General features: G+C 72.7%; 24 protein-coding genes, 1 pseudogene and 1 riboswitch. Of the genes and pseudogenes, 13 read left to right on the top strand and 12 right to left on the bottom strand.

Annotation, left to right across the window (positions count from 1 at the left end):
• Window positions 1-57: 57 nt before the first annotated feature.
• The 8 genes from ACIQ6R_RS13615 to ACIQ6R_RS13650 form a co-directional block, all read right to left on the bottom strand.
• Window positions 58-1671, bottom strand: coding sequence for an alpha/beta hydrolase (locus tag ACIQ6R_RS13615; protein ID WP_404221098.1), 1614 nt, complete (start codon window positions 1669-1671; stop codon window positions 58-60).
• Window positions 1672-1799: 128 nt separating this feature from the next.
• Window positions 1800-2570 carry an urease accessory protein UreD gene (locus tag ACIQ6R_RS13620; protein WP_404221100.1) on the bottom strand — a complete coding sequence of 257 codons (771 nt, stop codon included), beginning with the start codon at window positions 2568-2570 and terminating at the stop codon, window positions 1800-1802.
• Window positions 2558-3232 carry an urease accessory protein UreG gene (ureG, locus tag ACIQ6R_RS13625; RefSeq protein WP_404221103.1) on the bottom strand — a complete coding sequence of 225 codons (675 nt, stop codon included), beginning with the start codon at window positions 3230-3232 and terminating at the stop codon, window positions 2558-2560. The genes ACIQ6R_RS13620 and ureG overlap by 13 nt, the downstream gene beginning before the upstream one ends.
• A 242-nt stretch (window positions 3233-3474) precedes the next feature.
• Window positions 3475-4149 carry an urease accessory protein UreF gene (locus tag ACIQ6R_RS13630; RefSeq protein WP_404221105.1) on the bottom strand — a complete coding sequence of 225 codons (675 nt, stop codon included), beginning with the start codon at window positions 4147-4149 and terminating at the stop codon, window positions 3475-3477.
• An 8-nt stretch (window positions 4150-4157) separates the two neighbouring features.
• Window positions 4158-5879 carry an urease subunit alpha gene (locus ACIQ6R_RS13635; protein ID WP_404221107.1) on the bottom strand — a complete coding sequence of 574 codons (1722 nt, stop codon included), beginning with the start codon at window positions 5877-5879 and terminating at the stop codon, window positions 4158-4160.
• Window positions 5872-6183 carry an urease subunit beta gene (locus ACIQ6R_RS13640; protein ID WP_404180799.1) on the bottom strand — a complete coding sequence of 104 codons (312 nt, stop codon included), beginning with the start codon at window positions 6181-6183 and terminating at the stop codon, window positions 5872-5874. The genes ACIQ6R_RS13635 and ACIQ6R_RS13640 overlap by 8 nt, the downstream gene beginning before the upstream one ends.
• 13 nt (window positions 6184-6196) lie before the next feature.
• On the bottom strand, window positions 6197-6499 hold the full coding sequence (locus tag ACIQ6R_RS13645) for an urease subunit gamma (RefSeq protein ID WP_404180801.1): 303 nt from the start codon (window positions 6497-6499) through the stop codon (window positions 6197-6199).
• A gap of 166 nt (window positions 6500-6665) precedes the next feature.
• The gene (locus ACIQ6R_RS13650) at window positions 6666-7319 is read right to left on the bottom strand and encodes a TetR/AcrR family transcriptional regulator (protein WP_404221109.1); all 654 of its coding nucleotides are present in this window, start codon (window positions 7317-7319) and stop codon (window positions 6666-6668) included.
• Between the two features lie 104 nt (window positions 7320-7423).
• Here ACIQ6R_RS13650 and ACIQ6R_RS13655 point away from each other — a divergent pair, with 104 nt between their 5' ends.
• On the top strand, window positions 7424-8413 hold the full coding sequence (locus ACIQ6R_RS13655; RefSeq protein ID WP_404221111.1) for an ABC transporter permease: 990 nt from the start codon (window positions 7424-7426) through the stop codon (window positions 8411-8413).
• 178 nt (window positions 8414-8591) lie between these two features.
• Here ACIQ6R_RS13655 and ACIQ6R_RS13660 read toward each other — a convergent pair whose 3' ends face one another.
• Entirely contained in the window at window positions 8592-8873 is a 282-nt protein-coding gene (locus ACIQ6R_RS13660) for a type II toxin-antitoxin system Phd/YefM family antitoxin (RefSeq protein WP_404221113.1), read from the bottom strand.
• Between the two features lie 108 nt (window positions 8874-8981).
• Between ACIQ6R_RS13660 and ACIQ6R_RS13665 the strand changes: the two genes are divergently transcribed.
• The 4 genes from ACIQ6R_RS13665 (at window position 8982) to ACIQ6R_RS13680 (ending at window position 11445) form a co-directional block, all read left to right on the top strand.
• Window positions 8982-9350 (top strand): VOC family protein, encoded by a 369-nt coding sequence (locus tag ACIQ6R_RS13665; RefSeq protein WP_404180812.1) that lies wholly within the window; start codon window positions 8982-8984, stop codon window positions 9348-9350.
• Between the two features lie 151 nt (window positions 9351-9501).
• Window positions 9502-10137 carry an ATP-dependent Clp protease proteolytic subunit gene (locus tag ACIQ6R_RS13670; RefSeq protein ID WP_404221116.1) on the top strand — a complete coding sequence of 212 codons (636 nt, stop codon included), beginning with the start codon at window positions 9502-9504 and terminating at the stop codon, window positions 10135-10137.
• A 7-nt stretch (window positions 10138-10144) separates the two neighbouring features.
• Entirely contained in the window at window positions 10145-10453 is a 309-nt protein-coding gene (locus ACIQ6R_RS13675) for a hypothetical protein (protein ID WP_404180818.1), read from the top strand.
• Window positions 10454-10823: 370 nt separating this feature from the next.
• Window positions 10824-10968: riboswitch (cyclic di-AMP (ydaO/yuaA leader) on the top strand.
• 3 nt (window positions 10969-10971) lie between these two features.
• On the top strand, window positions 10972-11445 hold the full coding sequence (locus ACIQ6R_RS13680; protein ID WP_404221118.1) for a C40 family peptidase: 474 nt from the start codon (window positions 10972-10974) through the stop codon (window positions 11443-11445).
• Window positions 11446-11536: 91 nt separating this feature from the next.
• On the opposite strand, the gene ACIQ6R_RS13685 is transcribed toward ACIQ6R_RS13680, so the two are convergent.
• The gene (locus tag ACIQ6R_RS13685; protein WP_404221121.1) at window positions 11537-12028 is read right to left on the bottom strand and encodes an ATP-binding protein; all 492 of its coding nucleotides are present in this window, start codon (window positions 12026-12028) and stop codon (window positions 11537-11539) included.
• Window positions 12029-12242: 214 nt separating this feature from the next.
• Here ACIQ6R_RS13685 and ACIQ6R_RS13690 point away from each other — a divergent pair, with 214 nt between their 5' ends.
• Window positions 12243-13103, top strand: coding sequence for a helix-turn-helix domain-containing protein (locus tag ACIQ6R_RS13690; protein ID WP_404180827.1), 861 nt, complete (start codon window positions 12243-12245; stop codon window positions 13101-13103).
• A gap of 9 nt (window positions 13104-13112) precedes the next feature.
• The gene (locus ACIQ6R_RS13695) at window positions 13113-13355 is read left to right on the top strand and encodes a DUF397 domain-containing protein (RefSeq protein ID WP_404180830.1); all 243 of its coding nucleotides are present in this window, start codon (window positions 13113-13115) and stop codon (window positions 13353-13355) included.
• Between the two features lie 42 nt (window positions 13356-13397).
• Here ACIQ6R_RS13695 and ACIQ6R_RS13700 read toward each other — a convergent pair whose 3' ends face one another.
• Window positions 13398-14525: an 8-amino-7-oxononanoate synthase gene (locus ACIQ6R_RS13700; RefSeq protein ID WP_404180833.1), complete on the bottom strand. Its 1128-nt coding sequence runs from the start codon at window positions 14523-14525 to the stop codon at window positions 13398-13400.
• 150 nt (window positions 14526-14675) lie between these two features.
• Between ACIQ6R_RS13700 and bioB the strand changes: the two genes are divergently transcribed.
• The 4 genes from bioB (at window position 14676) to ACIQ6R_RS13720 (ending at window position 19119) form a co-directional block, all read left to right on the top strand.
• Complete coding sequence (bioB, locus tag ACIQ6R_RS13705) at window positions 14676-15911, top strand: biotin synthase BioB (protein WP_404180836.1); 1236 nt, start codon at window positions 14676-14678, stop codon at window positions 15909-15911.
• A complete protein-coding gene (locus tag ACIQ6R_RS13710) occupies window positions 15904-17190 on the top strand; it encodes an adenosylmethionine--8-amino-7-oxononanoate transaminase (protein WP_404221123.1) in 1287 nt (428 codons plus the stop codon). Before bioB ends, ACIQ6R_RS13710 begins: the two co-directional genes overlap by 8 nt.
• Before the next feature lies 1 nt (window position 17191).
• Window positions 17192-17908 carry a dethiobiotin synthase gene (gene bioD / locus ACIQ6R_RS13715; protein ID WP_404180842.1) on the top strand — a complete coding sequence of 239 codons (717 nt, stop codon included), beginning with the start codon at window positions 17192-17194 and terminating at the stop codon, window positions 17906-17908.
• A gap of 521 nt (window positions 17909-18429) precedes the next feature.
• Window positions 18430-19119 (top strand): class I SAM-dependent methyltransferase, encoded by a 690-nt coding sequence (locus tag ACIQ6R_RS13720; protein ID WP_404221125.1) that lies wholly within the window; start codon window positions 18430-18432, stop codon window positions 19117-19119.
• Here the strand turns inward: ACIQ6R_RS13720 and ACIQ6R_RS13725 are convergent.
• Window positions 19120-19344 (bottom strand): annotated as a pseudogene (locus tag ACIQ6R_RS13725) (fic family toxin-antitoxin system, toxin component); the annotation flags it as partial.
• Between the two features lie 186 nt (window positions 19345-19530).
• On the opposite strand from ACIQ6R_RS13725, the gene ACIQ6R_RS13730 reads away from it, so the two are divergent.
• Window positions 19531-19944: a hypothetical protein gene (locus tag ACIQ6R_RS13730; RefSeq protein WP_404221127.1), complete on the top strand. Its 414-nt coding sequence runs from the start codon at window positions 19531-19533 to the stop codon at window positions 19942-19944.
• Between the two features lie 80 nt (window positions 19945-20024).
• Window positions 20025-20450 carry a GNAT family N-acetyltransferase gene (locus ACIQ6R_RS13735; protein ID WP_404180851.1) on the top strand — a complete coding sequence of 142 codons (426 nt, stop codon included), beginning with the start codon at window positions 20025-20027 and terminating at the stop codon, window positions 20448-20450.
• Window positions 20451-20564: the final 114 nt, after the last annotated feature.

The following is a 20564-nucleotide window of genomic DNA, read 5'->3' on the forward strand; positions in this document are numbered from 1 at the left end:
GACGGCGGAGGGGGCGGCCGGTCGGACCGGCCGCCCCCTCCTCGTGTCCGCTCGTCGTTACGGCTTGGGCGTGGCGTGCGGGGCGCAGGTCACGTCCCGGGCGTCCACCTTGCCGGTGAGCAGGTAGGTGTCCACCCGGTCGTTGATACACGGGTTGACCAGGCCGGTGACGCCGTGCGAACCGGCGTCCCGTTCGGTGATCAGACGCGATCCCCCGAACCGCTGGTGCAGTTCGACGGCGCCCGCGTACGGGGTGGCCGCGTCCCGCTCGGACTGGACGATCAGCACCGGCGGAAGTCCCTTGCCGCTCTTCACGTTCACCGGGGTCCGCTGCTTGACCGGCCATGTGGCGCACGGCAGGTTCATCCAGGCGTTGGCCCAGGTCATGAACGGGTGGTCGCGGTGCAGCCGGGTGTTGTCCCGGTCCCAGGTGTTCCAGTCGGTGGGCCACTTGGCGTCGGTGCACTCCACGGCGGTGTAGACGGCGTTGCCGTTCTCCGCGGAGGCGTTGCCCGCTGTGTCGGACGGGTCGGGGGCGGCGGCGTCGACGAGGGCCTGGGTGTCACCGGCGGCGTACTTGCCGAAGACGGTCGCGACCGGCACCCACGCGGAGTCGTAGTACGGGGCGCTCTGGAAGAAGGAGATCAGTTCCGCCGGGCCGACGACCCCGCCGAGCGGCTCCTTCTTCGCGGTGGCGCGCAGTTCGAGCCACTTCTCCTGGACCTCGGCGCGGGTGTCGCCGAGGTGGAAGGTGGCGTCGTTCTTCGCGACCCAGTCCTGCCAGTCCTTCCAGCGCCGCTCGAAGGCGACGTCCTGGTCCAGGTTGGCCTGGTACCAGATCTTGTCGCGGGACGGGTTGACGACGCTGTCGACGACCATCCGGCGCACGTGGTCCGGGAAGAGGGTGCCGTAGACGGCGCCGAGGTAGGTGCCGTAGGAGACGCCGAGGAAGTTGAGCTTCTTCTCGCCCAGCGCGGCGCGGACGACGTCGAGGTCGCGCGCGGTGTTCGGCGTGGTCATGTGCGGGAGCATCTCGCCGCTGCGCTCGTAGCAGCCCTCGGCGTACTCGCGGGCGAGCTTGCGCTGGGCGAGCTTGTCGGCCTCGGAGCCGGGCACGGGGTCCATCTTGGGTGCCTTGACGAACTCCTGCGGGTCGACGCAGGAGATGGGCGCGGACTTGCCGACGCCGCGCGGGTCGAAGCCGACGAAGTCGTAGGCCTTGGCCACGTCGGCCCAGACCGCGCTCTTGCCGGTGACGCGGGCCGGGAAGCGCAGGCCGGAGCCGCCCGGGCCGCCGGGGTTGTAGAGGAGCGCGCCCTGGCGCTCGGCCTTGGTGCCGGTGTTGCCGATGCGGTCGACGGCTATCCTGATCTGCTTGCCGAAGGGCTTGGCGTAGTCGAGCGGCACCGTGACGTAGCCGCACTGGATCGGCTTGGGCAGGTTCCAGTCGGCGGGGCAGTCCTGCCAGTCGACACCGGCCCGCGCGGCACGGGCCGCGGCGATGGCGGTGCCGCGGGCCTCGCGGTCCCAGCCCTTCGCGTGTCCGTGGCCGGTGGCCGGAGCGGCGTTCGCGGCGGGCGCCGCGACGGCGCCGGCCACGAGTGTGGCGGTGACCAGTGCTCCGGCCGATCCGAACGCCGCCGTCCTGCGCCCCAGTCTGCTCTTCCTCAAGTGGCCCTCCCCGTACATGATTGCGACAAGTACGGGGATCCTCGCGGCTGTGCGTTCCCTGAGGACAGAGGTGATACTACTTCTTTGCCAATCCGATAAACGGAGAATAATGTTCGATCGCCGGGACCTCAGCCCAGCGCGTCCGACGCCTCCTCCAGCAGCCGCCTGAGCAGCAGGGCGTCCGGGGCCACGGCCGTCACCAGTACGGCGGGCCCGGCGAGCGGCATGACCGCCACGCCCTCGGTGAGGGCCCGCGCCGCCGGTGGTCCGGCCGCGAACTCCGGTCGTACGACGACGAGCTGTCCGACGGCACGGTGCCCCGCCAGCCCGGCGGGGCCGTCCCAGCCGCCCGGGGCGCCGGGACCGCAGGCCAGTTCCTGATCGAGTACGCACCGGCCGGCGATCCGTACGGTCAGACGGCTGGTGAGCCGCCCCGGTTCCTCGCCGGACCGGCCGAGCACTTGTTCCTCCCGCAGCAGGAAGCGGGCGTTGCGGGCGAGGTCGACACGTGTGGTGACGTGCAGGTCGCTACCGTGCGCGGAGATCAACTGCTCCGGCAGCCAGTGGAGTTCGGAGTCGTCGCCGACGGCGAGCTCGACGTCGTAACGGGCCCCGGCCTTGTCCTGCCCCGGCAGGGCGAGGGTGGCGGCGGCCGAGCCGACCCGGAGCCGGGCGCCCCGGTCAGCCTCGGCGGCGACCGTGAAGCGGTCGCCGCCGAGCGGCCCGCTCATCGTGCCGACCAGCATCACCCGGGCCTCGGCACCGCTCCCCCGGGTGCGCCGCACCGCGAGGGGGCCCTCCCCCTCCAGCACCGGCAGGACGGTGCCGCCGCGTCCGTCGCCGTGGGCGAGCACGCGCGCTTTCGCCCGTACGCCGCCCGGAGTGGTCACGCGGTCCACGCGGCGATCCGGTCCCGCACCCAGTCCGCGACCTCCCGCACGCCGCCCTCGCTCCGCAGCGACTGGAGTACGACGGGCAGTTCACCGCGCTGTGCCTTCGCGTCGGCCGCCATGCGCGCGAGGTCCGAGCCGACGTACGGGGCGAGGTCCACCTTGTTCACGATCAACAGGTCGGCGGTGGTGACGCCGGGTCCGCCCTTGCGCGGGATGTCGTCTCCCCCGGCCACGTCGATGACGAAGATCTGGGCGTCGACGAGCCCCTTGGAGAAGGTGGCGGTGAGGTTGTCCCCGCCGGACTCCACCAGGACCAGGTCGAGCGGCCCGGCCTCGTCCTCCAGATCCTCGACGGCCTCCAGGTTGGCGGAGATGTCGTCCCGGATCGCGGTGTGCGGGCAGGCCCCCGTCTCGACGGCACTGATCCGCTCCGGCGGCAGCACCGCCTCCCGGAGCAGGAACTCGGCGTCCTCACGGGTGTAGATGTCGTTGGTGACGACGGCGAGGGAGAAGTCCTCCCGCAGCGCCCGGCAGAGCGCGGCGACGGTCGCGGTCTTCCCGGATCCGACGGGCCCGCCGAGCCCGATCCGCAGGGCGCGGCGGCGTCCGTCGGGCCGGTGGGCGTCGGCGGAGACGGCGGGGAGGTCGTGGTGATGGTCAAGATGCATGCTGCGACTCCTGTACGAGAACTGAGGCCGGCTGTGTCCGGCCCGTCCGGCGTCTGGAAAGCCGAGGCCGGCTGTATCCAGCCCGTGCCGGGGTCTCCCCCTCTGGGGAGTTTGAGGACGAGGCCGTCAAGGCCGACGGGGGTCCAGGGGGCGGGGCTCCCTGGCGGGGCCGAAGGGACAGAGCCCCTGGGGTCGGGAAGGGAAAGGGGCGGCGGGGCGAACCGGCCCCACGAACCGGCCCCCTACGAGGCGAACAACCGCACGGGCCATGCGGCATGCGTCTCCGCCCCGATCTCCAGCAACGGCGCCGACCGCGCGGGCAGCACGTCGACCCCGCCGGTCACGGCCTGCCGCCCCGCCTCCACCGCGTCCCGTGCCACCCGGTCGAGGTCCGGCGCGAGCCGCGCGAGCACACCGGTCGCGTCGAACGGGTCGAGGCTGAGCAGCCGCACCACGGCCGTCGCCGGCCCGCTCACCCCCTCGTAGGCGGAGCAGTACGCCGCGTCCAGCGGCCCGAGCCCGGCCGCGCGCGCGGTCAGCCCGAGCACGACGGGCTGGTGGGCGCCCTTGGGAAACCGCTGCGCCAGCGCGTCGAGTTCGGGATGCGGCCAGGTGGCGCGGGCAGCCCGCAGGAGCTGCCGCCCGAGCCTGCGTGCCGCCAGCCGCAGCGCGGGTGACGGGGTGCGGGCGTCCGCGGCGAGGTCGAGTTCGCTGGGGTCGACGCCGAGGGCCGCGGCCGCCGCGAGGGAGGCCGCGACGGCCCCGCTCGTGTGCAGCCGCCCCCGGCAGAACTCCTCCAGGCTCGCGGCGTCCGTGATGCGTCGGGCCCTTACGGCGGCCTCCGCCCCGCCGGAGTGGGCGTGACCTCCGGCGGGGAAGCGGCCGTCCGCGAGGACGAGCAGTGCTGCGCGGCTCATGTCGGCGCTCAGAAGAGGAAGTACCGCTGCGAGAGCGGTAGTTCGGCGACGGGCGCTGGTTCGACGAGCTCGCCGTCGATGGTCACCGCGAAGGAGTCCGCGGCGACCTCGACGCGTGGCAGGGCGTCGTTCTGCCGCATGTCGGCCTTGGTACGGCCGCGGGTCGACCGGATGGGCACGAACGCCCGCCCGAGACCGAGGCGTTCCGGCAGCCCGGCCTCGATGGTCGCCTCCGCCACGAAGGCGACCGAGTTGGCGGCGGGTGCCGTGCCGAGCGCGCCGAACATAGGGCGCGGCAGGACCGGCTGCGGGGTGGGGATGGAGGCGTTGGCGTCGCCCACCTGCGCGTACGCGATCTGGCCGCCCTTGAGCACCAACTGCGGCTTCACTCCGAAGAACCGCGGGTCCCAGAGCACCAGGTCGGCGAGCTTGCCGGCCTCGACGGAGCCGACCTCGTGCTCGATGCCCTGGGCGACGGCGGGGTTGATGGTGTACTTGGCGACATATCGACGGGCGCGCAGGTTGTCGGCGCGGGTGTCGCCGGGCAGGAAGCCCCGGCGACGTTTCATCACGTGCGCGGTCTGCCAGGTCCGCAGGATCACCTCTCCGATGCGGCCCATGGCCTGGGCGTCCGACGCCATGATGGAGATCGCTCCCATGTCGTGCAGGATGTCCTCGGCCGCGATGGTGCTGGGCCGGATGCGGGACTCCGCGAAGGCCAGGTCCTCGGGGACCGCGGGGTTCAGGTGGTGACAGACCATCAGCATGTCGAGGTGCTCCTCGACGGTGTTGACGGTGTGCGGCCGGGTCGGGTTGGTGGACGCCGGCAGCATGTTGGGCAGCGAGACCGCCGTGATCATGTCAGGCGCGTGGCCGCCGCCGGCACCCTCGACGTGGAAGGCGTGCAGGGTGCGGCCGGCGACGGCGTCGAAGGTGTCGCCGACGAAGCCCGCCTCGTTCAGGGTGTCGGTGTGGACGGCGAGCTGGACTCCGGACTCCTCGCACACGTCCAGACAGGCGGAGATGACGGCCGGGGTGGCGCCCCAGTCCTCGTGGATCTTGAAACCGAGGATGCCGGCGCACAGTTGGTCGCGCATGGACTCCTTGGACATGGTGCTGCCCTTGCCCAGGAAGCCGATGTTGACGGGGCTGGACTCCAGGGCGGCGAACATCCGCGCGAGGTGCCAGGAACCCGGGGTGACGGTGGTCGCCTTGCTGCCCTCGGCGGGGCCCGTGCCGCCGCCGATCAGGGTGGTGACGCCGGAGGCGAGGGCCTCGTCGACGGCGGCCGGCGCGATGAAGTGGACATGCGTGTCGATGCCGCCGGCGGTGACGATCTTGCCGTTGCCCGCGATGACCTCCGTCTCGGGACCGATGACGAGGTCGGGGTGGACGCCGTCCATGGTGTCCGGGTTGCCGGACTTGCCGATGGCGGTGATCCGGCCGTCGCGGATGCCGATGTCGGCCTTGACGACGCCCCAGTGGTCGATGATCACGGCACCGGTGACAACGGTGTCGGGAGCGCCGTCGGCGCGGGTGGCACGGGACTGGCCCATGGACTCGCGCAGCACCTTGCCGCCGCCGAAGACGGCCTCGTCGCCGGAGCGGCCGGGGCCGCCCGAGCGGTCCTCCTCGATCTCCACGAGGAGGTCGGTGTCGGCGAGCCGGACGCGGTCGCCGGTGGTCGGGCCGAACAGGTCGGCGTAGGCGGGACGGGAGAGTTCAGGCATCGAGGGCACCTCCGGTCGCGCCGCGCAGACCCATGACGACGCGGGCACCCGCGAGGGGAACGAGTTCCACGTCGACCGGGATGCCGGGCTCGAACCGGACGGCGGTGCCGGCCGCGATGTTGAGCCGCTTGCCGCGGGCGAGTGCGCGGTCGAGGTCGAGAGCGGGGTTGGCCTCGGCGAAGTGGTAGTGGGAGCCGACCTGGACGGGCCGGTCGGCGGTGTTGAGCACGGTCAGGCGGGTGGTCTCGCACCCCTCGTTGAAGGCGACCGGCCCATCGGCGAAGAGGATCTCTCCGGGAATCATGACCGCCGCCCCGTCAGATGATCGGATCGTGGACGGTGACCAGCTTGGTACCGTCGGGGAAGGTGGCCTCGACCTGCACGTCGTGGATCATCTCGGGGATGCCCTCCATGACCTCGTCACGGTGGAGCACCTTGCGTCCGGAGGCCATGAGTTCGCCGACCGTGCGACCGTCACGGGCGCCTTCGAGGAGGTGCGAGGTGATCAGTGCGACGGCCTCGGGGTAGTTGAGTTTCACGCCTCGGGCACGGCGCTTCTCCGCCACGTCCGCCGCCACATGGATGAGCAGTCTCTCCTGCTCGTGCGGGGTCAGTTGCATTTACCACCTCACAGGGCATGACGCCAGGACCGGGCGGTCCGGCTGCCGCGGCCACCGCGACGGCTCTAGATGTAACACACATGAATGCGCCGGGACGGCACCCGCCTGTGCTCCAGAACCGCAGGTGGATCGAGGTGCAGAGTAGGGCTAGAGTGTTTCGGCCACGTCACCCGGATTTGACCGACTGATTACCGGGGCCCGCGGCGACCTCTCGCATGCTCAACACTCCCCGCATGCCCGCCTGGAGCGCCTCCGGAGAGAAACCGCCGAACAGCGCGTACTGGGCACCGAACCCCTGCACCGTGGCCATCAGCGTCCGGGCCACGGCCTCCGGGTCGACGTCGTCGCGCATCATGCCGGTTTCCTGGTAGCGGACCACGACCTTCGCCCAGGCCGCCGTCACCTTGGTGAACCCTTCACCCAAAAGGGCGGACAGCGCGTCATTGCGCAGCGTCTCACCCCAGGCCTGGATCATGAGCCGCGGGAACAGCCACTCGCCGTCGTCCGTCACGGCCGGCCGCTCCCGCGCCATGTGCGCCAGGGTGCGGGCGATGAGTTCGTCGGGCATGGGCGGCGGGCTCTCCTGCGCGGCACGCTCGTAGACGCTGCGGAGGGCGCCGAGCACCTCGGTGACGATGGCCTCGATCAGCTCCTCCTTGCCGCTGAAGTACCGGTAGACGGCGCCTGCCGAGAGGTCGACCTCTTTCAGCACGTCCTGCATCGACGTGGCGTGGAAGCCGTTGCGGGCGAAGCAGAGCGCGGCGCCGTCGAGGATCTGCCGGCGGCGGGCGTCGAGGTGTTCCTGGGATACGCGGGCCATGACCCCAATCTAAAACGAACGTTCCTTCTTGACAAGGACGCCGAACGGTCGCACGGTGGTGTCCCAAGTAAAACGAACGATCCTTCTTTTTGATAGGAGCTCTCATGGACAGCCGTCGCATGATCGCCGTGATCGTCCTGGTTCCCGTGCTGGTGTCGCTGGCCCTGTGGGCCTTCGCCTGGCCGGCCGCCCGCACGGCGCCCCATGATCTGCCGCTCGGTGTGGCGGGGCCGCCGACCGCGGTCGCGCAGGTGGAGCAGCGGCTCACCCAGCGCGAGGGCGCCTTCGAGATCCACCGCTACGCCGACGAGGACGCGGCCCGCGACGCCGTGGAGGAACGGACCGTGTACGGCGCGGTGATCGCAGGCGACCGGGGCCCGAAGCTGCTCACGGCGTCCGCGGCCGGCCCCGCCGTCGCCCAGCTGCTGCAGCAGGCGGTCACCGGACAGGCCTCCGCCTCGGGGACCCCGGTCCAGGTCGTCGATGTGGTGCCCGCTCCCGAGGCGGACCCGCGCGGCGCGGCCTTCGGCGCGAGCGTGCTGCCGCTGGCGCTGGCCGGGATCGCGACGGGCACGGTGACGACCCTGCTGGGGCTGCGCGGCGCCCGCGCGGTCGCCGCCCTGGTCGGCGCCGCCGGGCTGACCGGCCTGGTCGCGGCGGCGATCGCACACAGCTGGCTCGGGGTGGTCACCGGTGACTGGTGGGCCGTGGCCGGCGTGTTCGGGCTGTCGACCCTGGCCGTCGGCGCGGGTATCGCCGGGCTCGGGGCGCTGCTCGGGCGGGCCGGTCTCGGGTTGGGCGGGGCCGTGATGATGCTGCTGGGCAACCCCTTCTCGGGAGCGTCCTCGGCGCCGGAGATGCTGCCCCAGCCGGCCGGTGCGATCGGCCAGTGGCTGCCGTCGGGCGCGGGCGCCTCGCTGTTGCGCTCGGTGTCCTTCTTCGACGGCGCCGCAGCCGCCGGCCCCGCGCTGACGCTCACGTGGTGGGCCGTGCTGGGTCTGGGCGCGGTACTGCTCGGCGGCGCGCTTCGGCAGCGCGCGCGGGGCGACTCACCGGCGCCCGACCGGGCCCCGGCACCGGCGGCGGCCGCCTGAACGAGCCCGGTCGGCCCGCCCTGGGTGGTGCGGCTTGCGGCCGACGGCAACGCCGCTCGGGCAGCGCTCACACCCGAGAGCCGGTGCGGGGCCGGCACGCGTTCCGCGCACTGACCCGAGGGCCAGTGCGCGAAGGCGTGCCGGCCCCGCGCCCGCGGCACGATCCGCCGGACAGGCCCTACGTCGGGTCCGGCCCCCGGTGTTCCGCCGCGATGCCGAAGCGGTGGGGCTCGCGGGGCGCGGAGGAGGCGGCGTCGCGGACTCCGGTGACCGAGGTGATCACCTGGTCCCCCGGTGCTTCCCGGGGTTCCTCCAGACGTTCGAGGTCGGCGGCGGAGACGAGGGCGACGAGAGGCTTGCCGTGGCGCGTGACGACGACGCGTTCACCGCCGTACACCACCCGGTTGATCAGGTCGGCGAGCTCAGCCCTGGCTTGCGTCACCGGAATCTCGTAGGCCATGCCCCCAGCTTACGGTTCACCTCGCGACGACCGGCTGCGCCGCCGTTCGGCGGGGAGGACGATGGAGGCGGGGGCGAGCACAGGCCACCGGCCCGCGGGAGGTGCCCCATGACAGGCGAACCGTCGTTCTTCGAGCTCGGCGTGGCAGATCCCGAGCGCGGGCGCGCCTTCTACGGCGGCCTGTTCGACTGGGCCCTCGAAGCCGGCCCCACGGGGCGCGGGTTCTCCATCGGCACCGGCGGCGTGCCGGGCGGCCTGCACGGCGGTGACGCGGGAGCCTCGCCGTACCTCTTCTTCCGGGTCGACGACCTGGACGCCGCCCTGGCCAGGGTGCGGGAACTGGGCGGCTCGGTCCAGGACCTCGGCGAGGAGGGCGAGGAAGACGCGGGGTCGGTGGCCCGGTTCGGCCGGTTCGCGCTGTGCCGGGACGACCAGGGCTCCTCTTTCGGCCTGCACGAGCCGCCGACCGGGGGATGAACGCGGCCCTCACCGGTCCTCGAAGGCTCCCTTCCGCTGCCCGCGAACGGCCGAACCCCAACGATTCCCCCCTCTCATAACGTACGTCCTGTACATTTTTTACAGGATGCAGTGCAGCCGAACACGGTTCTGCCACGAGGAGGGGTTCGCCATGACCCGACCGTTCGCCCGTCACGTCCTGCCCGAGTTCACCGAGCGCGCGAGCGCCGGGAACCGGACGACGGACCCGTACTCGAAGCTGCTGGAGGAGCGGATCGTCTTCCTCGGAGCGCCGGTCGACGAGACCTCCGCGAACGACGTGATGGCGCAGTTCATGTATCTGGAACACCAGGCCCCGGACCGGGACATCGCGCTCTACATCAACTCGCCCGGCGGCTCCTTCACCGCGATGACGGCGATCTACGACACCATGCGCTACGTCGCCTGCGACGTGGAGACGACCTGCCTCGGACAGGCCGGCTCGTCCGCCGCGGTGCTGCTGGCGGCGGGCACACCCGGCAAACGCGCCGTCCTGCCGGGCGCGCGGGTGGTCATCCATCAGCCCGCGCTCACCGTCCCGGTGGAAGGGCAGGCGAGCGACCTGGCCATCCGGGCCGACGAGTTGATCCGCGTCCGCGCCCACCTGGAGGAGATCCTCGTACGGCACACAGGGCGCAGCCCCGAACAGGTGAACGCGGACATCGAGCGGGACACCGTCCTGGACGCGCAACAGGCCCTGGAGTACGGACTGGTGGACCGGATCGTGCCCAGTCGCAGGTCCGTGTCCCCGACATCCGGCGCGAGGTGATCCGGCCATGCTGCCACCGGAGCTGCCGCCTCTGCCCGCCCTGACCCGCGCCGAAGCGGAGCTGATCGACCGGTACCTGGACGTCGTCGATCTGCTCGGGCGCATCAACCCCGCGCGGGAGGGCGACACCTACCGCGGGCTGCGGGCCGCCCAGGCGCTGGTCGGCAAGGCGGCCGCCCTGCGCGACGCGCTGGCGCTGATGCACCGGCGGAGCGAGACGGAACTGCACGCCACGACCCTGGCCCGGGCGCTGCGCGTGCTGGACGGTGAACGGCGGACGGCTCGAGTCGGCCTTCCGCCCTGTTCCGGCAGTTGAGGCACCCGCAGTCGAAACGGACCGAACGGCTTACCGCCTTTCGGCGTAGGAACACCTCCGATTTGCGACCGGCCGAGCTTGCGCGACCCGCGTGTCCGGACAGCGGGATGAGCCACTGCGTCGCTGGTCCCGGGGTCGTCACCACACCCATCGATGGCTCGAACACAGCGCCGTCCACCCGAACGGGTGAGTGGTGAGTAACAACACAAAGGGCACGTTCCGTTGGGAATTTCCCCTCGGGCGAGACAAGATCCGTGACTGACGACAAGCCCCCGCCGCAGCGGCGGGGCGGTCCGGGCGGACGCCGAGTCCTGCCGCCGCCCGGACGACCGGTCGACAGGAGTGGATCGGCAGGAGTGGAGGACCCGAGCACGACGGGTCGCCGGAACGGTCGTCTCCGTGGGAGACGCACCGGGCCGAGCAGCCCTTGGGGTGAAGCCGCACTCGTGCGGCCGGGCAACTTCGCCAGCCCGAATCCGACAGGTCATCCTTCACAGGCGGCTGACGAAGGGTTGCGCATGTCCGCGCTCAATCGTGTCCCGTCGCTGATGGCCCGTGCCGGTACGGCCTCGGCCCTCACTCTCGCCGCCGTGGGCGGTTCCGTAGTGGTTCCCGGTGTCGCCTCCGAGGCGGCCGCGGCGAGCCATGCGACGAAGGCCCTCAAGATCGCCGCCTCCAAGAAGGGCGCGCCGTACAAATGGGGCGCCGTCGGACCAAGCAGGTTCGACTGCTCGGGGCTGACGCTGTACTCGTTCAAGAAGGCCGGCAAGACGCTGCCGCGCACCGCCGCCCAGCAGTACAACCAGACCCGTCATATCTCCGCCAAGAACCGCAAGACCGGGGACCTGGTGTTCTTCCACTCGGGCCGCAGCGTCTACCACGTCGGCATCTACGCCGGGAAGGGCAAGATCTGGCACGCCCCGAAGACCGGGGACGTGGTGCGTCTGCAGAAGATCTGGACCGGCAGCGTCTGGTACGGCCGGGTCAAGTAGCCCGCCCGAGGGGGTGACGGCGTCCTGCCCCGCCGTCGCCCCCCTCGGGTGCGCGGTATGCGCCTGGGACGCGCCGGGTGCCGTCGGCGCGTCACCGCCGCGGTTCCTGGCCTCCCACGGCCTGCCCGGCGACCGTGGCCGGTTCGGCGGGCACCGGACCGCCCGGCGGCGCCCAGGGCAGTTCGATGGAGACGGTCTTGCCCCCCTCGCGTGTGGGCCGCACTCTCAGCTTGCCGCCGCACTCCGCCGTCAGCCAGCGGATGATCACCATGCCTCGGCCGTTGTCCTGCTGGACGGCCGCGGGCAGGCGCTTGGGGAACCGCGGGTGGCTGTCGGTGACACCGATGCGCAGCCGCTCGTCACGGTCGAGCACGAGGTCCACGGTGAAGGTGGGTGACTGTCCGAACGTGTGCTGGACCGCGTTGGTCGTCAGCTCGGAAACGATGAGCCGGACGGTTTCGGACACGTCGGTCTCCGGCGGCAGGCCCCACTCCGCCAGTGTCCCGACGACATAGGTACGCGCGGCGGCCACCGAGGCTGGATCGCTCGGCAGAGTGACGGATGCTTCCAGATGGTCTGCCATGGCGACGTCGTCCCTTTCCCACGGGACCGCAGCCGGACACGGAGCGGATGGTTCGAGTACGGTCCCGGACTGGTGCTTCGCCGCCAGACTGCCATCACCGGGCCGGTGAAGGGCGGCGATCCACCAAGATATGCATATATCTGTCGCTCAAAGCGGTGAACTCTGCGACGGCAGAGCGTATTCGGGCGGCCCATAAGGAGTAAGGGAGTGGCCCATGCAGCACGGCCCCGTGGTGCGCCGTCGGAAGCTGGGCGCCGAACTGCGCGCCCTGCGCACGTCGACGGGTATCACCAGCGGCGAGGCGGCCCGGCTGGTGGGCTGGCACCAGTCGAAGGTCAGCCGGATCGAGACCGGGACGAGCGGGGCGAAACCGGCCGACGTGCGGTTACTGCTGGACGCGTACGGCGTGGACGACGACCAGCTGCGGGAGCTGCTGGTGATGCTGGCGGGCTCCGACGACGCGGGCGGCCGGAACCACTGGTGGCACGCCTATCGCGGGGTACTGCCCCCGACCTACCGCGACTTCATCAGCCTGGAGTCCCAGGCGAGCGCGATGCGCACACTGGAGACCACGGTGGTCCCCGGGCTGCTGCAGACACCGGAGTACGCCCGCGCGGTGACGCGCGCCGCGGCGGACGGGCTGCCGGAGGAGCGGCTGGACACGCTGGTGGAGGTCCGGCTGGCCCGGCAGGACGTACTGCGGGCGCAGCCGCCGCTGCTGCTGAGCGCGGTCCTGGACGAGGCGGTGCTGCGCCGCGAGGTGGGCGGCCCCGGTGTCATGTCCCGTCAGCTGGCGCGCCTGGTCGAGGCCGCGCGCCTGCCCCATGTCCGGCTCCAGGTACTGCCGTTTGCCGCCGGGGCGCACATCGGTGTCACCGGCCCTTTCGTAATCTTCTCTTTTTCGAGCACTTCGGATCTGGACGTGGTTGTTCTCGACCACTTGACGAGTAGCCTGCATCTCGAACGGAAAGAAGACCTAGAGGCCTATACCGAGGCCTTCAACGCCCTTCTGATCCATGCCCTTTCGCCCGAGGACTCGTTGGACTTCATCGCCGCGACAGCGGCAGGCGCGTAAGGAGGCACCATGACAGGCTCACCGTCCGCACTCTGTCGGCACATCCCTGCCGGCACCGATCTGCACGGCGTGCGGTGGCTGCGCAGCAGCTACAGCACCGGAGCGAACAACTGCGTGGAGACGGCCCGGCCGTCAGCCGGCCCCTGGGCCGGACTGCTGGCTGTGCGGGACTCCAAGGACCCGGCCGGGCCCGCGCTGCTCTTCTCCCCCGGGAGCTGGGCGACGTTCACGGCCGCCGTCCACCGCGGCTGAACCGGCCCGGCACCGGGCGAAGCACGGCCGTGTCACGCCGACTCATGGTCGCGTTTCGCCGATCACCCGTACAGCGCGTTCGATCTGTTCCCCGGAAAGGTCCGCACGAGCGGTCAGCCTGAGCCGTGAGATGCCGTCGGGTACGGAAGGAGGGCGGAAGCAGCCCACGGACAGGCCGGCCGCACGGCAGTCGGCCGCCCACCGCACGGCCCCCTCCGGGGAGGGGGCGCGCACCGAGACGACCGCGGCGTCCGGACGTACCGCCGAAAGCCCGAGGGCGGTCAGGCGGCTGTGCAGTTCCGCCGCCACCTCGCGTGCCCGCGCCGCCCGCTGGGGCTCTCGGCGCAGCAGGGTGAGCGCCGCCAGCGCCGCGCCCGCCGACGAGGGGGCGAGGCCGGTGTCGAAGATGAAGGTCCGGGCCGCGTTGACCAGGTGGTCGATCACCCGGGCGGGGCCGAGCACGGCACCGCCCTGACCGCCGAGCGACTTGGACAGCGTCACCGTCACGACGACGTCGTCGGCGCCCGCGAGTCCCGCCGCGTGCGGGGCGCCCCGGCCGCCGTCGCCGAGGACACCGAGGCCGTGGGCGTCGTCGAGGACCAGCCCGGCGCCGCGCTCCCGGCACGCCTCGGCGAGCGCGGCGAGCGGCGCGGCGTCGCCGTCGACCGAGAAGACCGTGTCGGAGACGGTGACGGCGGGCCCGTCGTGCGTCGCCAGTGCCTTGCGTACGGCGTCCGGGTCGGCGTGCGCCACGACCTGGGTCGTCCCGCGCGCGAGCCGGCAGCCGTCGATGAGCGAGGCGTGGTTGCCCGCGTCGGAGACGACGAGGGAGCCGTGCGGAGCCAGCGCGGTGACCGCGGCGAGGTTGGCCGCGTAGCCGGAGGAGAAGACGAGCGCGGCCTCGAAGCCGCAGTAGGCGGCCAGTTCGCGTTCGAGCTCGGCGTGGAGTTCGGTCGTGCCGGTCACGAGCCGGGAGCCGGTCGCACCGCCGCCCCAGGTCCGCGCGGCCCGGGCCGCCCCCTCGGTGACCTCCGGGTGCCGGGCCAGGCCGAGGTAGTCGTTGCTCGCCAGGTCCAGCAACGGCGAGTCGGCCGGGCGGGGGCGAAGAATCCGTACGAGCCCGGCCCGGCGGCGCGCCTGGGCCTGCTCGTCGATCCAGCCGAACGCCATGGGTCGGTCCTCCGGAGTTTTGTAGGCAGTGGACAGACATTAGCGGCCCGACAGCCCCCGCGAGGTGTGGCAATACCCACACGGCGATCTGTCAGTGTTGTGCAAAGTCTCCTTGGCCCCGGGCGGCCCCTTAGGACAGGATCGGCTCTCATGGACCTGCTGAACACGCTGGTGGACAAGGGGCTTCGGCGCGAGTCGCCGACCCGCGAGGAGGCTCTTGCCGTCCTCGCCACTTCCGACGACGACCTGCTCGATGTGGTGGCCGCGGCCGGCAAGGTGCGCCGCCACTGGTTCGGCCGACGGGTGAAACTCAACTATCTCGTCAACCTCAAGTCGGGCCTGTGCCCCGAGGACTGCTCCTACTGCTCGCAGCGGCTCGGCTCCAAGGCCGAGATCCTCAAGTACACCTGGCTCAAGCCCGACCAGGCCTCCCAGGCCGCCGCCGCGGGCGTGGCCGGGGGCGCCAAGCGGGTGTGCCTGGTGGCCAGCGGACGCGGTCCGACCGACCGGGACGTGGACCGGGTCTCGGACACCATCAAGGCCATCAAGGAACAGAACGAGGCCGTCGAGGTGTGCGCCTGCCTGGGCCTGCTCTCCGACGGCCAGGCGGAGCGGCTGCGCGAGGCGGGCGCCGACGCCTACAACCACAACCTCAACACGTCCGAGGCGACGTACGGGGACATCACGACCACGCACACGTACGCCGACCGGGTGGACACGGTGAACAAGGCGCACGCGGCCGGGCTGTCCGCCTGCTCGGGACTCATCGCGGGCATGGGCGAGAGCGACGAGGACCTGGTCGACGTGGTCTTCTCGCTGCGTGCGCTGGACCCGGACTCGGTGCCGGTCAACTTCCTGATCCCGATGGAGGGCACGCCGCTGGCCAAGGAGTGGCACCTCACCCCGCAGCGGTGCCTGCGCATCCTGGCGATGACGCGGTTCGTCTGCCCGGACGTCGAGGTGCGCATCGCGGGCGGGCGCGAGGTCCACCTGCGCACGATGCAGCCGCTCGCGCTGAACCTGGCCAACTCCATCTTCCTCGGCGACTACCTCACCAGCGAGGGGCAGGCGGGCCACGCCGACCTGGAGATGATCGCGGACGCCGGGTTCGAGGTGGAGGGCGCCGGCGAGGTGACCCTGCCGGAGCACCGGGCGGCGGAGCGGGGCGGGTGCGGGTCGCACGCGGACGGCGGTGCCTGCGGGTCGCACGCCGAGGGCGGGGGCTGCGGGTCGCACGCGGACGGTGGTGTGTGCGGGTCCGTACCGGCCGGGGCCGGTCGCGGGGCCGGCGCGCCCGCCGAACCGGCGGTGGCCGGCGAAGCCCGTACGGACCTGGTCGCCGTACGCCGCCGCGGTGCCGGCACGGACCTCGCGCCCAATGCCTGAGCCCGCACTGACCGCGGACGACCTGCTGGCCCTCGACCGGCGGCACGTCTGGCATCCCTACGGCCCCATGCCCGGTCGGCAGGACCCGCTCGTCGTGGAGTCGGCGAGCGGGGTGCGGCTGCGTCCGGCCGACGGCTCGGGCGAACTCGTCGACGGCATGTCGTCCTGGTGGTCGGCGATCCACGGCTACAACCACCCGGTGCTGAACGAGGCCGCGCGCGACCAGCTGGGGCGGATGAGCCATGTGATGTTCGGCGGTCTCACCCACGAGCCCGCCGTGCGGCTGGCGAAGCTGCTCGTCGACATGTCCCCCGAGGGCCTGGAGCACGTCTTCCTCGCCGACTCCGGGTCGGTGTCGGTCGAGGTCGCGGTGAAGATGTGCCTGCAGTACTGGCGCTCGCTGGGCCGCCCCGCCAAGCGCCGCCTGCTGACCTGGCGCGGCGGCTATCACGGCGACACCTGGCAGCCCATGTCGGTGTGCGACCCCGAGGGCGGGATGCACGAGCTGTGGGCGGGCGTCCTGCCGCGCCAGGTCTTCGCGGACGCGCCGCCGACGGAGTACGAGGAGTCCTACGCGGATCACCTGCGCGCGCTGGTCGAGCGGCACGCCGACGAACTGGCCGCGGTGATCGTCGAGCCGGTGGTGCAGGGCGCCGGCGGGATGCGGTTCCACTCCCCCGCGTATCTGCGGGTACTGCGGGAGGCGTGCGACGCGCACGGCGTGCTGCTGGTGTTCGACGAGATCGCGACCGGGTTCGGGCGTACGGGCGCGTTGTTCGCGGCGGAGCACGCGGCGGTGACGCCGGATGTGATGTGCGTGGGCAAGGCGCTGACCGGCGGCTATCTGACGATGGCGGCCACGCTGTGCACGTCACGGGTGGCCGACGGCATCTCGCGGGGCGAGGTGCCGGTGCTGGCCCACGGGCCGACGTTCATGGGCAATCCACTGGCGGCGGCCGTGGCCTGCGCCTCCATCGGGCTGCTCCTCGGCCAGGACTGGCTCGGGGAGGTCAGGCGGATCGAGGCGGGCCTGCGTGACGGGCTGGCACCCGCCGCCGAGCTGCCGGGCGTGACCGACGTACGGGTGCTCGGCGCGATCGGCGTGGTGCAGCTCGACCACGCCGTCGACATGCGGGCGGCGACGGAGGCGGCCGTGCGCGAGGGCGTGTGGCTGCGGCCGTTCCGCGACCTGATCTACACCATGCCGCCGTACGTCACGGGCGACGCGGACGTGGCACGGATCGCCCGCGCGGTGTGCACGGCGGCACGGGAGGGATGACATGCCGGTACTGGTGATCACGGGCACGGGCACGGAGATCGGCAAGACGGTCGTGACCGCCGCCGTCGCCGCGGCGGCGCGGGCGGGCGGCCGGTCGGTGGCCGTACTGAAGGCCGCCCAGACGGGTGTACGGCCGGACGAGCCCGGGGACGCCCAGGAGGTGGCGCGCCTCGCGGGTGCCGTGACGGCCGCCGAAGTGGCCCGGTACCCCGAGCCGTTGGCCCCGGGTACGGCCGCGCGCCGGGCCGGCCGGGCTCCGGTGCGCCCGCAGGAGGTGGCGGAGGCCGCGGACAAGCTGGCGACCGAGCACGACCTGGTGCTGGTCGAGGGCGCGGGCGGCCTGCTCGTGCGCTTCGACGCGGCCGGCGGGTCGCTGGCGGACGTCGCCGGGCTCCTCGGAGCGCCGGTGCTGCTGGTGGCGTCGGCCGGGCTGGGCACGCTGAACACCACGGAACTGACGGCGCGTGAGCTGCGTTCCCGTGGGCTGGAGCTGCCGGGCGTCGTGATCGGCAGCTGGCCCGGGGCCCCGGACCTCGCCTCGCGTTGCAATCTCGCGGACCTCCCGGTCGTGGCCGGGGCTCCCCTGCTGGGCGCCCTGCCCGCCGGAGCGGGCTCCCTTCCGCCGGCGGCCTTCCGGTCGACGGCACCGCACTGGCTGGCGCCCCGGCTGGGGGGCACGTGGGACGCGGACGCGTTCCGGGCCCGGGAGGCGCCCTGACCGGGCGCTTACGCACCTCTGAGGCGCCACACCGGCGGCGGCGCCGGGTGCCGGACACGTTCGGGGCCGGACACGTTCGGGGCCGAGGGGCACGCTGACCGGTGGCGGCAGGCCCCCGTCCACCACCAGCGGCCGCCTTCCGGCCGGGGCGCCGCACTGGGCGGCGCCCCGGCCGGGGAAGCCGCGCGCCGGACACGCCTCGGACCCGGAAGGCACCCCGGCTGGCGGTACGGCCTGAGGCTGCCGCCGGGCGGGACGCGGCGGGCTGGGGCCCGCCGCCCCCGCCCTCGTCTCGGGGTCTCTGGGGCCCTGCGGTCGGCGCCCCCGGCCGCCCCAGGGACCCAGAGACCCCGAGACCCAGAGACCCAGGGCACTGACGCTGAGCGCGCGCCACCGCCACCGCCCGGCCCTCGACCGGCCCGGCCCAGCCCGCGGCCGGAAACGAGCCGTCCGCGCGGTGGGTGCGCGGGGCTCGAACGGGGGACAATCGCGGTAAGGCACCACCTCGTGAGGGAGGTCCCATGGCGCTGCGATCCGCCCGTGCCCGCGGGGTGCCGCGGGACGCCGTGCACCATCCGCTGTTCGCCCGCTGCTACGCCCGGTTCAGTGTGGGGGCCGAGACCCGGATGGGAATGGGGAGCGTGCGCGAGCGGCTGCTCGCCGGGCTGTCCGGGCGGGTGATCGAGGTCGGTGCGGGCAACGGGCTGAACTTCTCGCACTACCCGGGCACCGTCTCGGAAGTCGTCGCCATCGAACCTGAGCGCGTGCTGCGGCAGTTGGCCGTCGAGGCGGCGCTGCGTGCCCAGGTGCCGGTCGACGTGGCGCCGGGTGCGGCGGAGGCCCTCCCGGTCAAGAGCGAGGCCTTCGACGCTGCCGTGGTCTCGCTCGTGCTGTGCAGTGTCCGCGACGTACCACGGGCGCTCGGGGAGCTGCGGCGGGTGCTGCGGCCCGGCGGACAGGTCCGGTTCTTCGAGCACGGCCGGGGCGGTGGGCGGGTGATGACCTTCACCCAGCGCGCGCTGGACCGGACGCTGTGGCCTCCGCTGTCCGGCGGCTGCCATCTGTCCCGCGAACCGGTCGCCGCGCTGCGGGACGCGGGGTTCGCGCTCGGGCCCTACCGGCGGGTGATGATGCCGGAGAACGGGCCGGCCCTGCCGAGTTCGTACTGCGTGCTCGGCACGGCCTGGCGGCCGCCCGAAACCGACGCGTAGTCACACGCTCCACCGGCGCAGCTCCTCGGCGATGTCGTCGACCGAGGCTTCACCGCTCTGGACCAGCAGGGCGAGGTCCCGTACCTGCTCGGGCGTGGTGGCGACCTTGACCCCGCCGGCGACCAGGCGGCGCGGGCGTGGGGACCGTCGTAGCCGAGGGTGTCGCATATCTCGGCGCGGTGGCGGGCGACGGCCGCGACGAGCGCTCCCCCAGTCGGTGACCTGTCCGGCAGCAGCGGCAAGGGGGCTCCCGAGCCGACCGGCAACCCGGACCCGCGGGCCGGGCTCCCGCCGCGTGAACGTGCTGGCGGCCGTCGCACACGGCCTGATTGACTCCGCGGACCCCTTGGCCGAAGTCACCTGTCTACGAGGAGAGTTCAAGTCGCGTCCTTCCGCTTCGGCGTCACCCTCATGGCACTGACCGCCCGCCACGCCGCGATCGCCGCCTTCACGGGCGCACGTACGGTGCGAGGCAGTACGACGGGGCAGCCGGCCGTCGTCACCGCCGAGGAGCTCGACGAGCGCGTGGCCCGCTACCGGGAGCCGGCGGCGGATCGTGAGGAGCCGGCGGAGCTGAACCTGCTCGTCCGGATGGTCGTCGTGACCGAGGACCGCGAGGCCGCCGTCCGCCCCCTTCTGGGGCACGTGCCGCACCTGATCATCGACCAGGTGGTGGAGCTGCCCGTCTTCCTGGCCGGGACCCTGGAGCAGATCACCGCGCGGGTGAGGGCGCGGCGCGAGCGGTACGGATTCACCTACCTGGCGGTGCTGGAGCCGTACATGGAGGCCTTCGCTCCGGTGATGCGGGCGCTGCGCGAGGACTGAGGGGCGGTCGGCGCGCGGGCAGGGCGGTCCGTATGCCGGAATGTCGGGTGGCGGCCGGGCGCGCGTGATGGGATCGCCGCATGAGCGAACCGCGTATACGGGCCGCCGGGCCCGAGGATCTGGACGCCGTGCTGGCCTTCTGGAAGGTGGCCGCCGAGGGGACAAGTATCAGCGACGACCGGGAGGGCGTGGAGCGGCTGGTCGCGCGCGACCCCGAGGCGCTGATCCTGGCCGAGCGGGGTGGTGACTTGGTGGGCACGGTGATCGCGGGCTTCGACGGCTGGCGCTGCCATCTGTACCGGCTGGCGGTGCACCCGGACCACCGGCGCCAGGGCATCGGCTCGGTGCTGCTCGCGGCCGCGGAGAAGCGGTTCGTACGGCTGGGCGGGCGGCGCGGGGACGCGATGGTGCTGCGGCGCAACGAGCGGGCCCAGCATGCCTGGCGGGCGGCCGGGTACGCGCCCGAGGAGCAGTGGCGACGCTGGGTGAAGCCCCTCACGGACTGAAAGGTGTGAACACCGGCGCATGAGCGAGTCCGCATCGGCGATCCTCCCGGCGCCCGTCCTGGCGCCTCTGACGGGGCCTCCCACGGCGCTCGCCTCCTCCGGTGCACGACATCG

The sequence above is a fragment of the Streptomyces sp. NPDC096048 genome (assembly GCF_044763415.1).
Classification (GTDB): Bacteria; Actinomycetota; Actinomycetes; order Streptomycetales; family Streptomycetaceae; genus Streptomyces.

What these genes read in the sequence shown, in the direction of transcription:
- bioD (WP_404180842.1), top strand. Translation starts at nt 17,192, where the DNA reads ATGCCGGTACTGGTGATCACGGGCACGGGCACGGAGATCGGCAAGACG.
- ACIQ6R_RS13700 (WP_404180833.1), bottom strand. Translation starts at nt 14,525, where the DNA reads ATGGCGTTCGGCTGGATCGACGAGCAGGCCCAGGCGCGCCGCCGGGCC.
- ACIQ6R_RS13690 (WP_404180827.1), top strand. Translation starts at nt 12,243, where the DNA reads ATGCAGCACGGCCCCGTGGTGCGCCGTCGGAAGCTGGGCGCCGAACTG.
- ACIQ6R_RS13645 (WP_404180801.1), bottom strand. Translation starts at nt 6,499, where the DNA reads ATGCAACTGACCCCGCACGAGCAGGAGAGACTGCTCATCCATGTGGCG.
- ACIQ6R_RS13650 (WP_404221109.1), bottom strand. Translation starts at nt 7,319, where the DNA reads ATGGCCCGCGTATCCCAGGAACACCTCGACGCCCGCCGCCGGCAGATC.
- ACIQ6R_RS13695 (WP_404180830.1), top strand. Translation starts at nt 13,113, where the DNA reads ATGACAGGCTCACCGTCCGCACTCTGTCGGCACATCCCTGCCGGCACC.
- bioB (WP_404180836.1), top strand. Translation starts at nt 14,676, where the DNA reads ATGGACCTGCTGAACACGCTGGTGGACAAGGGGCTTCGGCGCGAGTCG.
- ACIQ6R_RS13660 (WP_404221113.1), bottom strand. Translation starts at nt 8,873, where the DNA reads ATGGCCTACGAGATTCCGGTGACGCAAGCCAGGGCTGAGCTCGCCGAC.
- ureG (WP_404221103.1), bottom strand. Translation starts at nt 3,232, where the DNA reads ATGCATCTTGACCATCACCACGACCTCCCCGCCGTCTCCGCCGACGCC.
- ACIQ6R_RS13730 (WP_404221127.1), top strand. Translation starts at nt 19,531, where the DNA reads ATGGCACTGACCGCCCGCCACGCCGCGATCGCCGCCTTCACGGGCGCA.
- ACIQ6R_RS13655 (WP_404221111.1), top strand. Translation starts at nt 7,424, where the DNA reads ATGGACAGCCGTCGCATGATCGCCGTGATCGTCCTGGTTCCCGTGCTG.
- ACIQ6R_RS13685 (WP_404221121.1), bottom strand. Translation starts at nt 12,028, where the DNA reads ATGGCAGACCATCTGGAAGCATCCGTCACTCTGCCGAGCGATCCAGCC.
- ACIQ6R_RS13680 (WP_404221118.1), top strand. Translation starts at nt 10,972, where the DNA reads ATGTCCGCGCTCAATCGTGTCCCGTCGCTGATGGCCCGTGCCGGTACG.
- ACIQ6R_RS13635 (WP_404221107.1), bottom strand. Translation starts at nt 5,879, where the DNA reads ATGCCTGAACTCTCCCGTCCCGCCTACGCCGACCTGTTCGGCCCGACC.
- ACIQ6R_RS13640 (WP_404180799.1), bottom strand. Translation starts at nt 6,183, where the DNA reads ATGATTCCCGGAGAGATCCTCTTCGCCGATGGGCCGGTCGCCTTCAAC.
- ACIQ6R_RS13710 (WP_404221123.1), top strand. Translation starts at nt 15,904, where the DNA reads ATGCCTGAGCCCGCACTGACCGCGGACGACCTGCTGGCCCTCGACCGG.
- ACIQ6R_RS13670 (WP_404221116.1), top strand. Translation starts at nt 9,502, where the DNA reads ATGACCCGACCGTTCGCCCGTCACGTCCTGCCCGAGTTCACCGAGCGC.
- ACIQ6R_RS13720 (WP_404221125.1), top strand. Translation starts at nt 18,430, where the DNA reads ATGGCGCTGCGATCCGCCCGTGCCCGCGGGGTGCCGCGGGACGCCGTG.
- ACIQ6R_RS13735 (WP_404180851.1), top strand. Translation starts at nt 20,025, where the DNA reads ATGAGCGAACCGCGTATACGGGCCGCCGGGCCCGAGGATCTGGACGCC.
- ACIQ6R_RS13665 (WP_404180812.1), top strand. Translation starts at nt 8,982, where the DNA reads ATGACAGGCGAACCGTCGTTCTTCGAGCTCGGCGTGGCAGATCCCGAG.
- ACIQ6R_RS13630 (WP_404221105.1), bottom strand. Translation starts at nt 4,149, where the DNA reads ATGAGCCGCGCAGCACTGCTCGTCCTCGCGGACGGCCGCTTCCCCGCC.
- ACIQ6R_RS13675 (WP_404180818.1), top strand. Translation starts at nt 10,145, where the DNA reads ATGCTGCCACCGGAGCTGCCGCCTCTGCCCGCCCTGACCCGCGCCGAA.